Source organism: Magnetococcus marinus MC-1 (assembly GCF_000014865.1).
Classification (GTDB): domain Bacteria; phylum Pseudomonadota; class Magnetococcia; order Magnetococcales; family Magnetococcaceae; genus Magnetococcus; species Magnetococcus marinus.
This window is the reverse complement of the sequence record NC_008576.1, coordinates 3,877,179-3,889,788: the sequence shown is the minus strand read 5'-3', so window position 1 is coordinate 3,889,788 and position 12,610 is coordinate 3,877,179. Positions and strand designations below refer to the sequence as shown.

General features: G+C 54.4%; 10 protein-coding genes and 1 tRNA gene. 8 read left to right on the top strand and 3 right to left on the bottom strand.

Annotated features, from left to right (window positions below; translation table 11 throughout):
* The first annotated feature begins 370 nt into the window (after nucleotides 1–370).
* A complete protein-coding gene (locus MMC1_RS15975) occupies nucleotides 371–787 on the top strand; it encodes a TIR domain-containing protein (protein WP_011714671.1) in 417 nt (138 codons plus the stop codon).
* Between the two features lie 163 nt (nucleotides 788–950).
* Here the strand turns inward: MMC1_RS15975 and MMC1_RS15970 are convergent.
* Nucleotides 951–1,027, bottom strand: a tRNA-Pro gene (locus tag MMC1_RS15970).
* A 226-nt stretch (nucleotides 1,028–1,253) separates the two neighbouring features.
* The gene (yaaA, locus tag MMC1_RS15965; protein WP_011714670.1) at nucleotides 1,254–2,027 is read right to left on the bottom strand and encodes a peroxide stress protein YaaA; all 774 of its coding nucleotides are present in this window, start codon (nucleotides 2,025–2,027) and stop codon (nucleotides 1,254–1,256) included.
* Nucleotides 2,028–2,189: 162 nt separating this feature from the next.
* Between yaaA and MMC1_RS15960 the strand changes: the two genes are divergently transcribed.
* The 7 genes from MMC1_RS15960 (at nucleotide 2,190) to MMC1_RS15930 (ending at nucleotide 11,697) form a co-directional block, all read left to right on the top strand.
* The gene (locus MMC1_RS15960; RefSeq protein ID WP_041641308.1) at nucleotides 2,190–3,167 is read left to right on the top strand and encodes an SUMF1/EgtB/PvdO family nonheme iron enzyme; all 978 of its coding nucleotides are present in this window, start codon (nucleotides 2,190–2,192) and stop codon (nucleotides 3,165–3,167) included.
* An 882-nt stretch (nucleotides 3,168–4,049) separates the two neighbouring features.
* On the top strand, nucleotides 4,050–6,695 hold the full coding sequence (locus MMC1_RS15955; protein ID WP_011714668.1) for a hypothetical protein: 2,646 nt from the start codon (nucleotides 4,050–4,052) through the stop codon (nucleotides 6,693–6,695).
* Between the two features lie 14 nt (nucleotides 6,696–6,709).
* On the top strand, nucleotides 6,710–7,516 hold the full coding sequence (locus MMC1_RS15950) for an ABC transporter ATP-binding protein (protein WP_011714667.1): 807 nt from the start codon (nucleotides 6,710–6,712) through the stop codon (nucleotides 7,514–7,516).
* Entirely contained in the window at nucleotides 7,509–9,368 is a 1,860-nt protein-coding gene (locus tag MMC1_RS15945; RefSeq protein ID WP_011714666.1) for a hypothetical protein, read from the top strand. The genes MMC1_RS15950 and MMC1_RS15945 overlap by 8 nt, the downstream gene beginning before the upstream one ends.
* Nucleotides 9,369–10,085: 717 nt before the next feature.
* Nucleotides 10,086–10,493, top strand: coding sequence for a c-type cytochrome (locus MMC1_RS15940; protein WP_011714665.1), 408 nt, complete (start codon nucleotides 10,086–10,088; stop codon nucleotides 10,491–10,493).
* 7 nt (nucleotides 10,494–10,500) lie between these two features.
* Nucleotides 10,501–10,800 (top strand): hypothetical protein, encoded by a 300-nt coding sequence (locus MMC1_RS15935; RefSeq protein ID WP_011714664.1) that lies wholly within the window; start codon nucleotides 10,501–10,503, stop codon nucleotides 10,798–10,800.
* 174 nt (nucleotides 10,801–10,974) lie between these two features.
* Nucleotides 10,975–11,697: an SOS response-associated peptidase gene (locus MMC1_RS15930; protein ID WP_011714663.1), complete on the top strand. Its 723-nt coding sequence runs from the start codon at nucleotides 10,975–10,977 to the stop codon at nucleotides 11,695–11,697.
* A 93-nt stretch (nucleotides 11,698–11,790) separates the two neighbouring features.
* Here the strand turns inward: MMC1_RS15930 and MMC1_RS15925 are convergent, their stop codons facing one another.
* Nucleotides 11,791–12,552, bottom strand: a complete 762-nt coding sequence (locus MMC1_RS15925; protein ID WP_011714662.1) for a hemerythrin domain-containing protein — start codon at nucleotides 12,550–12,552, stop codon at nucleotides 11,791–11,793.
* Nucleotides 12,553–12,610 lie beyond the last annotated feature (58 nt).

Genomic DNA, 12,610 nt, shown 5'->3' with positions numbered 1-12,610 from the left:
GTCAATATAAAAAGTAATTGCGACGTTAGATTTAATAGTTTAAAATTCGGTGATACAGCGCTACGAGATGGAACCATGACGATGTATGAGTTCCCCGCAAAAAGACAGGTTCATGATCTATGTAGATGTTTGAAATTAAAGGACGCTACGGGCTGACTGCCCTAAGGGCGGTCTATGAGGATAGTCATATGGCGCTCCGGATAATACGCTGAGCTAAATGACGAGATCGTATTGAAGATTTGAAAAAATAGAAAGTTGACGCATTTTTTTTGCATCCAAAGGCAACTTGCCTGGACAGAAAAATGAGCCCTCGCATTTTATGCGGGTCAATCTAATTATTGTTAGCCCTTTCAATCAACAAGGAGGCACCATGCCCGCACTTAAGAAATACCAACTGTTCATCAGCCACTCGTGGACTTACAGAGACACTTACGAAAAACTCGTTGAACTCTTTGATGAGCACCCCAACTTCATTTGGGTAAATCATTCCATACCAAAGGATGACCCAATTCACAATGCTGAGAACGATAAAAAGTTGTATGAGGCAATCAAAGATAAAATGTATCCCGTCAATTGCGTCGTGATGCTTGCGGGCGTCTACAGCACCCACTCTAAGTGGATCAATAATGAAATAAAGATTGCCAAGCAGTTCTACGGAAAGCCCATCATTGCTGTTGAGCCATGGGCTTCTGAAAAGACATCGCAGCCAGTGAAAAACAATGCTAATGCGATTGTGAAATGGCAAAGTAAATCAATTGTTGAAGCCATCCGCGACCACGCCCTTTGAACGCTCGGTGGATAATATGGGTCTCATTAGGCAGAATAAAGAATCATAAGCAAAAAGCCTCTACACCTTCCCTTGTGCAACGCATCTCTGCTTAGGGCGGGTGTTGGTGGTGAGGCATAAAAAAACCGCTGAAAGCACGCTTTCAGCGGTTTTTTTAAGAAACTGGTCGGGGCGAGAAGATTCGAACTTCCGACCCCTAGCACCCCATGCTAGTGCGCTACCAGGCTGCGCCACGCCCCGATGGTCTCTTTTCCTTCCTTGCGAAAGGAGCCTCAATATGGCGAAAAGGTGACAGCGAGTCAAGAGGAATTTTCAGAGTGCGCAAAAAAGATGAAACGGCACCCTTTTCGCCGCTCATAACCGCCTCAGCAAGCCGAATGGCTGCCCCCGCTTGGTATCGCCCAACCTCCTCCATCTTATCGCCCCAGGGCATCACCCTGGCGAGTAAAAAAAGAGCAGGCTTTGCTTAGGCCGCCGAACGGGTAAACACCCACTGCTCGGCTGTGGAGAGCTTGGGTTGATAAACATACCCCCCTTGGTTAAACGTTTTTAAGGGTTCCGGGCTCTCTAAGCGCTGGTTGATCATGTAACGCGCCATCATGCCCCGGGCCCGCTTGGCCATTAAACCAATCACTTTGGCCTCGCCCCCCTTGACCTCCTTGAAGATTGGGGTAATCAAGGCTCCCGCCAGCTTGGCCCGCTTCACCCCCTTAAAATATTCTATAGATGCCAGATTGATCAACGTGCGCTCCCCATGCGACTCGCTCGCAGCGTTCAGGCGCTCAACCAGATGCTCCCCCCAATAGGCATAAAGATCCTTGCCCCGGCCATTGACCAGCGCCGTGCCCATCTCCAAACGGTAAGGCTGAATGAGATCCAATGGACGTAGTACCCCATATAATCCCGATAAAATACGCAGGTGTTGCTGGGCAAACAGAAGCGCCTGCTCATCCATGCTGCCCGCTTGTAGCCCCACATAGGTATCCCCCTGGAACATAAAGAGCGCCGCTTTGGCGTTGGCCGGGGTAAAGGGGAAATGAAAGGCTTGGTAACGTTGGACATTAAGCTCGGCTAAGGTCGGGCTAAGTTTCATCAAATGGGCAAGTTGCGCAGCATCATATCCACGCAATTGCTCAATCAGGTTCTGGGTGTGCGGCAACAACTCCGGTAACGTATGGAGCCGCGCGCTAGGGTGCAGGGTTTCATCCAGCTTTTTTGCCGGGGAGAGGACAGCCAACATGGGTAGCTCCTAAAATTGACAGAAAATCGTAACAAACACGATGCGTTTGTCAGGTTATACGTTGACCCCGTTCACGGGATGGTGTTCCATACCAAACTGCACAAAAGTTCATGGGACCCCACTCTAGGATAGACTCGGGGTCGGGTAAAGCGTGAGGTGCTTGTGAAAGATCAACCCAAACAAGGGCTCAGTCGGACACACCCCCTATTAAAACATCGGGTGGGGCAGGGTGGCTTACGCCCTGCTATGGCCCGCCGTATCCAAAAAGAGCACGGCCCTAAAGAGAGCCGCTGGGGTGGCTTGCGCCTGCTGGTTGGCTCCATCCTGTTCATTGTGGCGGTGGCCGCTGGCTTGACCCTGCTCCGGCAGGAGCCCGTCGCGCCGCTGCTGAGTGTTTTCACCGACACCCCGCAACACCCCCCCGCCGATCCCTCCCCCAAGGCTGCGGCGGTGGTGATCAAAAAAGGGCCGGTTGCCCACTGCGGTAGAGAACAATGGCTGTTCAAACGCAACGAAATGATGGTTATTCCCGCAGGTGCCCACCGTATTACCGGGGTGGAGTCCAACCACGAAGCGGTGCGGGTACTCAGGGCGCAAAGCCTCGATTCGGTGCATCTGGAGCAAGAAGTGTGGATGATGCCCCAGGAGATCAGCATTCAGCAGTTTAAAAATTATGTGGATTATGTGCAGAAAATAAAAGATCCCGCCCTGCGCCAGAGTAAATTAGACCAGATCGGTCTACTGTGGAACCGCACCGATCCCAAAGCCAAGGTTAAGGGGGTCTATGCTCAAGGGGAAAATCAGCCCGTGCGGGGTATCGCCCACGATACCGCCACCGCCTATGCCCAATGGGCCGCCGAAAGCAGCGGCTGTCGGGTGCGCTTGCCTACCCGTGAGGAGTGGGCCGCCAGTGTGATGGATCGCTTTAATGCCCTAGCCCAAGTGGAAAACCCCGTCCAGGATGAACAGCGCCTAGAAAGCCTGCTGCGGGGCGTGCGGGAGTGGTCCGATAGCAGTTGTTCCATGGGGTATCACCTGCTGGGCCAAGATGATTGGACCGGCGTGCAACACCTGGGCGGTACCGTCTGTATGCCAGCCTCACTTTCAGTGGCAGGCTTCCGTCTGGTGGTGGATCCCTAACGGGCTAACAGGCTTGGCAACCCTGTATGGCTCCGAAGAGGATGCGCGGATCGACGACACAGGCTAAAGGGGGCGCTGGTGGTGCCTCTTGCCGCCCCTGTTTGTGGTGTGGTGGTACGCTGGCTGTCATCTTGCTAAGTCGCCTTTGCCGGTTATGGGTCGGGGCGTTTGTTGCGCTGACAGATACCCTTTGTTCATAGCTTCGCGTCTCCCTTGCGGATAATCTAAATCTTGCCAACATAAGCGCTGTCCATACAAAACGCTGTGAACCACACATCCCTTTGGTCCTGGGCATCCTGTATTCTGGCGGCATTTAGGAACAAAACCATGCCCAATTTCCCCTCCCGTATCTCCGAGGGAAAAGGTTTATGGGGTGGTTTGTCTCTGGCGTCCGCATCAAAGCGTGCCCTGGGAACGGGGTGAACTTGGGTGCGGCCCCTTGCGGGAAACCAAGCCTTTAAGGGCGGTGTTAGGGGCTTGCGCTGGGGGTGTTAGGGGCTTGCGCTGGGGGTGTTAGGGGCTTGCGCTGGGCTGTAAAAGCTTAAATGGGCCGTGTGGGTTGCAATACCAACATATATTTAAAGGGTTAATGGTCTCTATGCGCGATCCTAATGGCTCTGTTTAGAATAAGCCGTGCGGCGGGACGGCGGTAGAATGTGTTCGGCTAAGGGGTGCTGGCACGCTGTATGCTCTATCTGGCCGAAGCCTCTCTTGCCGTGGTAGGGGGGGTGCATGGCTAAGGAGAGTGCTCATTCTGCTCAAAAGGTCATGCAAGGCTTTTTCCACGCAGGATTTTCATATAGACTGCCTCTCTTGTGCATCTGCGGGTGCATCGGTAGAGGCGTTTGAACAAGTCGAGTCTTTTTCGGCGGAGGACGATCCGTGAATTGCGGAAATCTGAAAGATAGTGCGCTGCTGTTTGGGGCAGTGGTCATGATCATGCTGGGGCTGAGTGGTACGGTGCTGGCGGATGCCCGCAGCTCAGGCAGCTGTGCAAACTATGATTTTAGCCCCTACTACCATAAAGAGAGTCTGCGTTGGGCCGGTTTGGTGCGGGGAACCCGCCAAGATACCCCGGTTTTTGCAGCCGATACCGGCACCCAAGAGAAGGGCAAATTGACCTTTAATCAGCAGGCCGAGGTGGTGGCTGAAGCGGATGGGCGGCTTAAAATTCGTACCTTTGCGGTGGGGGAGCAGCCGGAACTGGTGGGTTGGGTAAGCCGTAGTGATATGCTCTGTTATAATGTCCCGGTTAAAGGGGTCTCTGGGCTGGAGATGAAATTTTTCATCCGTACCGGTACCACGGCCAGGGATGAGGAAAAGGAGCCCCCTACCGTTACCGTTTATCAGGACCCTGATCTCAAAACCTGTGTGGGTGGAGCAGGCAACTGTCGTACAGGGGCTTCACGCTTTCACATGTATTTTGTGTTTGATCAACGGGACGATGCCGTCCTCCTAGGCGACCGTTTCCGTTTAGAGGATGATGATAAGCTGCTCGGTTGGGTGCGGCGTAGTGATGGTTTTATCTGGAACAACGCCTTTGGCCTGCGCCCCCGCGAGGATCTGCGCTCCCCCGATGGGGCAAGTAATGGCACCATCTGCTCCTATGAAAAGCTTAACGATGCGGTCGAACGTAACCCCCTGACCTGCTCCCCGGTAGAGGGCGGCATTGATTGGTTTAAGTCACCGGTGCGTGTTCCCGTGCTGGATCTGGTGGATGCCAAGGGCAAACATGTAGAGCCCGATCAGGTTTCAGCCAGTGGCGACAAGCGGCGTTTTTATCAGGTGGCTTTGGCCCGTCCAGGTCTGGTTGGCCGCCCCTTGGGGGATGGCCGGGTGGCCATCAATGCCGGGTTGGCCCAGCAGATTTTGCCGGAAATGAAGTCGTTATCGAGTAAAAAGAATGTGGACGTTTTCTTTCTGCTCGATGGTACCGCCAGTATGGAAGCGGTGATTGACGCCGTGCGCGGCACCGCGCAGCGGCGTGGAGTGATTCAGGAAATCATTCACCGGCTAAAGCAGGTGCCGGGTTTTCGCAGCACTCAGTTCCGTTTTGGTTTTAGGGTCTACCGTGACTCTTATGCCGATAAAGAAAAGCCAGGTCCGGGTGATGGTGTGGGTGAAGGTTACCCCCTGCCTGAGCAGTGCGAACTCTCACCCGCTGAGCAAAAACAGGAGTTTGTACGCTTTCAACAAGCCATTAGCACGGTAACCACCACCGCCGGTGATGCAGCGGATGATTATGAAGAAAACCTCTATGGGGGGCTGGAACAATCGCTGAAAAGTGATATGAAGAGCTGTGCAGATCACTTAAAGGTCATGTTTGTCATCGGCGATAATGGCTATAAAAGCCGCATGGCGGTGATGGAGGGGGGGCGGCTGGTCTCGAAGAGCAAATATAAAAATGAGGTAAGCCGCGATACCCTGGTGCAGCTGATGCGCGGCAGCAGTAGCGGCGAGAAGACCAACAACGTGGTGCCTTTCTTTATTCAGACCCCACGCCGGCCTGATACGGCCAAGCACCCCATCGCCTACAACCGGGCCTATAGCCGCTTTGAGAGCCAATCCAAGCAGATTTTAGGCGATAGCCTGCCTGCGGGGCAGGGGCAGGTTAATGAGCACTTTTTCCGCATGGGCGAATCCAGGCTGGTACAACGTCTGACCACCCAGGTGGCCAAGCTGTCGAGCAGCGCGTTGATTGATGAAATTATCCTGGATATTCGTGGGGGGGCCGCGCTGGGTACGGTGATTGATCGGCTCAAGCGGGAACGGGTGGATATTCCGGGGGTCTATTGGCACATTCTGGAAAAGGGCGCCTGTGGCGAGCTTGGGGATCAATGCCATAACCGCATCTTTGATACCACGCTGATTGGTTATGTGGAGGCGGATGAAAAGGTGGTAGAGGAGTTGTGGGTAACCTCGAACTCACTCTCCTCCTGGATTCGCATTTTGGGCGGCTTCGAGGGCTATTTTGAACTGCCCGAGCCCCAGCTACGCAAGGCGCTGATTAGTGCGCTGATTTTGGGCTTGCAGCAGGAGATTCGGCGTCCCCCTATTGATGTTTCGGGGGAGACCCCTGCCGAGTATGCCCAGCGACGTGGTGGCCTGCCGGTGCGTTGGCACAGCCCGCTGCTGAGCTACAATGTCAACGCGCTGTCGGCGGAGTATGTGGGCCGGGATAAACAGGGCACGCAGATTGTGGTGGATGCCAATGGCAAGCCGATCCTGGACCGCAACAAACAGACTGTGCCAGCGGTGCCCATTTGCGAATTGCGTCACTTGGCTCTGTGGGCCATTAAATCCAAGCAGATGTTGGAAGTGGTGGAGCGGGAAAACTATCGCCCGGTGTTTGAAGCGGGTCGTTTTGACAGCCAGCGTTGTCCGGATGCTACCGCCAATGGCAAGGCGTTGATGCGCATTAGTGGTCCGGTTGGGTCTGAGGCGTTGGGTCCTGACAAGGATTACCGCTATGGACACAGTTATGGTGGTCGTCGTGGCTACTGGATTCCCCAGGAATATCTACCATAAGGATACCGTGATCCATGGGTTGGGGATTTCAAATCGAGAAGCCGGGTTCCACCGGCTGGGGCAACACCTTTTCGTTGGAGGTGGGTGGTCTGGGGCTGGATGCCGATGGGGTGAATGGGCGGCTGCCGGTGCTGGGTCGTAGTGGCAGTGGTAAAAGTACCTTACTCTACCTGCTCACTTTCATGAAAAAACCCCGTAGCGGCGTGGTGCATTGGAGCTTTCCCGATGGGCATCAGGCGGCTTGGGGCAAACGGGGCTTGGTGGGGCGCTACTCAACCTTGAACCTGACCGAGATCCGGCGCCGTTATTTTGGCTTTGCCTATCAGCGCTCGACCTTAACCCCTTACTTGACGGTGCGGGAGAACCTGCGCACGCCGCTTTTGTTGCGTGGCGAGTTGGGTAATCGGGAGATTGAGGAAAAGGTGGCAGAGGGTGTCAATAAAATCCTCATGGCCGGGCAATCTTCTGGGCGTTCACGGGGTGAGGATTCTTTAGAAAAGTTTATGCAGCGTTACCCGAATGAGCTCTCTGGTGGGCAGTTGCAACGGGTGGCGTTGATGCAGGCGATGATCCATGATCCGGTGGTGCTGTTTGCCGATGAACCCACCGGCAGTCTGGATGCCGCTACCCGCAAAGAGGTGATGGGGGTGGTGGATCAGTGGTTGGAGCAGGGGGATCGTCTGCTGATATGGGTCACACACCACCTGTCGGATGCGATGGATCCCCGCGTTACTCACCGTATTGTGGTCTCCCATGGGCGTTGTCATCTGCAACGCAACGAGGGGGCTCAACTCAATCCCGGGAAATTGTTGGATGGATAGCGGCAACCCCCCTGAAATTCGCCGTGCCAAACCACCGCGTAGCAGCTTGCCGCGCCGCCCTAAACGGCGTTTTAGGCTGTTCCCGGTTTGGTTTAGGTTGGGCTTTGTGGCCTATCGGCGCAGTTATGCCTGTAGCGGGTTTGGCTGTGAGGGGGGCGGGCGAGATTTTGCTTGGTTGACCTTGCTGTTGACCCTGGTGACCGCGCTGGCCTTGCTCTTGGTGACCAGCCGTACCAGCTTTTTGGACCGCATGACCGATGCGCTACTGGGGTCGTTGCGTCCTTATGGGGTGCCGGTGTGGGTAACATCGCATTGGCAAAACCATGATGGTATTGGTCGGGATACGTTGGCTCAGGTACAATCCTTAAAAGCCAAATTTCCCCACTTGCAGGTGCACCCTTACCGTCGCTTAGAAGGGGGGCGTCCCCGTATTAATCTCCCTGGTACCAACAGTTGGAGTATTCAGCCCAAGTTTGTCGGGTGGGCCGTCTATCCAGACGATCCCCTTTGGCAGCTCTCGTTGAGTTTAGAACAGCGCGGCCAAAAAAATCCCGATTGGTTGGGTTTACCCTTGGAAATTGTGCTCAATGAGCGCCTGTTTGCCCGCCACTTTGACTACCGGGCCTATCGGGAAGAGCTGTTGACGGAGCTGCCGGCGGACAAACGTTATACCTTACCTGAGCGCATCGACCGGGATAACCTGCCGGGCACCTTCAGTACGCTGTGGATGCGGGTGACGGTGGGGCAGGGTGAGCAATTTTTACCCTTTAGGGTACGCTGGATTCCGCATATCCCCGCGATGGAAGAGGTTGCCTTTCTTTTTCCGTTGACCACCTACCACGCTTTGTTGGCGGCGTATCACTTGCCGGATCTTAAATATGATCCCTTGCAGGAGGGGGGCAATGCCCGGGGGGATTTGCATGCGCTCTATCGTAAGGGTTTTGATCGGGGTGGTGTTTCAACCTATGTGCAGTGTATTCAAGAGGCTGTAAAAGAGACGGGTTTAACCGGCGTACCCATGATCAGCGATAGCCGCTGTCCCCGTCCCGAGAGTATCGCCCTGGATACGCCGGTGGAGGGTAAAACCGACTGGGACGCCATGGCGCATGATGCCATCCACCAACTGTGGTTGCCTTGCCATAAACTGGCTCGGGATGACACGGTGCGGGGTACCATTTGTCCGGGTTCGAGCCGTCGTTATGAAGAGCGTCAGCCCCAGTTTGTGCCGTGGGATGTCACCGGCTATGGGACCGCTTTTGCAACGTTACATGTTTACGTGCCCGCGCGCTCGTTGACGGATTTGCTGGAACAGCTAAAAGAGTTACGGGTGGGGGATAACCAGTTAGCCTTTAATATTCACCCCAAATATCAAGATGCCCTGAACCGCTTTAACCTGTTAAATGATGTCTTGACCCATATGGTGCCCGCCTTTGCGTTGGTGGTGGGGTCTTTGTTGGCGGCGCTGCTGTTGGCGCAGATTGGTACCCTGTTGGGGCACCGTAAGCACCACTATGGCATGTTGATGACCCGTGGCATGACTTGGATGGGGATCCATTTTAAAGTCTATTTGCAGATGAGTTTGGCTATGCTGTTTGCGGGGGGGTTGGCATTGTGGGGTACGGTGGAGTTGGTACGCATCTATCTTGATCGCCAGTTTGCCGATGCTTTGGCCCACTATCGGGAGTTGCTAAATCCCAGCTTGGGGTTGGAAGGGCTGCCCATGCCGTGGTTGGAGATGGGGCTCACCTTGGCGGTGATCTATGTGACGGTATTGGTCGTGACGTTTTTGCTGTTGATTAAGCTGCCTTTGCGTTGGGGTGCAGCCCCATCGGATTTGCTACACGGCGAGTAAAAAAGAATAGACCTACCCATAAAAAAAGGGGAGCCATCGCTCCCCTTTTTTTATGTAAGGCAAAGAGGGGAGCAACCTGGTGGCTAAGGGGGGTCACCCATAGATATAAGGGAGGCTCATAACAGGTTGGCCTAAAGTTTGCGGGAATAAAGGTTAACCCCGGTTAATTTCGGTGTTCTATTAACCCTGCTGCATGGGCAATCAGGTGGGTGAGCTGGTGTTGGTGTGACCATTGGGTTTTTTGGCGATGGGTTAACCTGCAACGCAGCCATGCACACCTGCTGTAGATGGCCCATGGGGCAATTTAACAACACGGAGGTACGGATGGCATCTGATGCTGAGCTGAAGTTCCGCCCTCACGTTTGTATGGTGCTCAAGTTCGGTTACCGTCGTTGACGCCACGAACCGAATGGCGGAAAAAAAGAGCTCCTTTTTGATCAAGCGGCCCGGAGAGGTCGCTCTGCGACTGCGATAGACGATACAATGTTAAGAGGGTTTAATTCTGTCAGTGATGTGGGGTATCCACATATAGTGTTTGCTCAATAGCTGTGGTTAAGGCACCATGGCGGTCATGAGTTGGCGGAGCGCCAGCTGTTGACCGCTTGGTGGGTTGCGCATGCAGGGTTAACTTAGGTGGACGACGCGCGTTTGGCGGGCCGTCTTTTTGTTGGTGTGACGGTTGATTGGAGTGTTAACGTGTCCCGTTGGATGTCTTGGATGTTGTGGTCCACTCTTATTGCAATGGCTTGTGCAGGGGTTTGGTGGTTCTTTGTCCGTGACGATCTTAATGTGGGGGGGCGTTTAGCGATCAACCACTGTGGCATGTGCCACGATCTGACCGCACGACAGGTTATGGATAAAGGGCCGCCGTTATGGGGCTTAACAGAGCGTCCACCGGGTACCCACCCCCGCTATGATTATAGCCCGGCGTTTTTAGAGCATGTGCGCCATCACCCATTTGAGTGGAACCGAGAGGTTCTGGAAGAATTTTTGCAATATCCCGAGAAGGTCATTCCTGGAAATGTGATGTCCCGAACGAAGATGGGGCATCCCAACTTTTACCAGGATGTGGATCACTCCCGTTTTCGTAAAGATCTGGTTGCCTATATCATTCAGCTTAAATGATCGGTGTATGAGACGATTTGTCCTGCTATTGTTACTGCTGAGTCTGCCTCGTGTCGCTTTTGCGGGGGGGGCGCTCTCGCCGGAGTGCAACTGGTTTGGCGCCCAAGTTGGGGTGCTGGGTGAGGCATGGCAGCAGGTACTCAAGCAGAGGAGTATTGATGCCCTGCTGTGGAAACACTGTAACACCCCCTATTGTGGCCGCGAGGATCGTGGTCACTACTCCATGGTCTACGAACACATGCCGTGTAACCGGACCTGTTTTAAAGAGAAGAAGGCCCGTTATGTGGCGGCCTGCGGGGGGCCATAGTCTGCGCTCCGTGGTTTCGGCGGGTTGTTGGGTCAATGGAGGGTTGCGGCGAGGGGTGGCTCACTTGCCAAATCCGGCTGCCCCTGCGCGGAGTCTGTGGCCCGTGTGGTGAGTGGGCTTTTTGATGGTGGCCTCTGTTGGGGGCACGCGAGAGCATCGGGATTGGTTGGCTTTATGTGTGGACGCTTTGCCCAAATTGATGCCCCACAACAGCTGCTAAATCAGTTGGGTGGGGTCATGCTGGAGCCGCTACACTTGGGCTACAATGTTGCACCGGGTGGTTGGGCTATGGCCTATCGACAGGGCGAGCGTGCGGCGCAGCGGCAGATGGTCTCGCTGCGTTGGGGGCTGCTACCCGGTTGGGCCAAAGATGCCGCTCTGGGGTGGCGTACCAGCCAGGCTCGGCTTGAGAGCGCGGCGCAGAAACCGGCCTATCGCCATGCGTTGCGGTGGCGGCGCTGTGTGGTACCGGTAGACGGTTATTATGAATGGCAAGGTAGGCAGGAGGCCCGTCAACCGTGGTTGATACGTCATGCCCAGCAACAGCCCTTGCTGCTGGCTGGGTTGTGGGAGCGTTGGAACGACCCACGGGGCCATGTGGTCGAGACCTTTGCCCTGCTCACAGCGGCGGCTGTGGGGGGGGTGCAGTCGTTACATACACGCATGCCGATCATGCTTATCCCCAGCATGGTGGCCCCTTGGTTGGATCCTCACCTGAGTGAGCCAACGCTTTTCTTGCAGCGCCAGCATCAAGCCAGTGTGGGCTTTAATTTGACCATGCATCCGGTCACGCGCCGGGTTAACCACACCGCTTTTGATGAACCTACCTGTCTGCAACCCCTCTCGCCTGGGGCTTGGCAACAAGCCCAAAGCGGTCAGCAGGGGTGTCTGTTTTAAGTCCTTAAAAAATCAGGTTTGACCAAACGCGCCAAACTGCGGCGTCTACCCTACAGGTGGTGCGGTGTGACCGGCCTTGTTGGTGGTCGGTCGTCACCGTGAGCTGTGGGACGTATGTTTAACCAGCTTAAAGATATGGTCGACGGATAAACCATCGGGCAAACTCAGGGCGATGCCTTGTCGTGGGTCGATGCGCACCACCGTACATGTTCTGCCGACCGTTTGGTCCAAGGGTAAAAGACGGATTTTAGCGGCCGCGTTTGGTTTTACCCACTCAGGGAGAGGGGGTGGGATGTGTAGGAATAGTCCTGAATGGCCGACATTTTCAAGTCGGCCTGTTATTCCAATTCCTGGTTGAAATTCAATCAAAGCGCGTCCAGAGATCTGGAAACGCGCATTCCTGGGGGTTGGAGCGTTTGCTCGCGGTACCATAAAATCAACCGCCAGACGATCCACATTCATGATGTGGTCGCACAACCATGTTGTGAGCAAGTCAAATAATTGGGGTGCCTTTGCAATACAAGCAGGGCCCGAGCAGCGTGCCAGTTCATCTTGAATTTTATGGCTGGTGGCAACAAAACGGGCGTGCGCTAATCGGTGGCTTTTTTGTTGAGGGTAGTGGTTGCTCGACAACAGTTTTTCTTCATAGACAAGATGTTCTTGAACATAAGCCTCCAGTTCAAGTGCGTTCATGCGCACGGCGTCTTCTGTTGCACCAGATTGCAGTGTCTCATTAATGCCTATGGCAAGCCGGAATAGTTGTTCGTGCTGTTGGTCAATGGCAGGAATGTTGAGTTTAAGATTTTGCTCAAAAGTGAGCGGACCGGCTTTGCAGGGTACAAGGAGAGCAGACATTTTGACCTTACGTGCAAACTTTGTTTAAGTCCATCATTCAGTTTATACCTGTCTTATA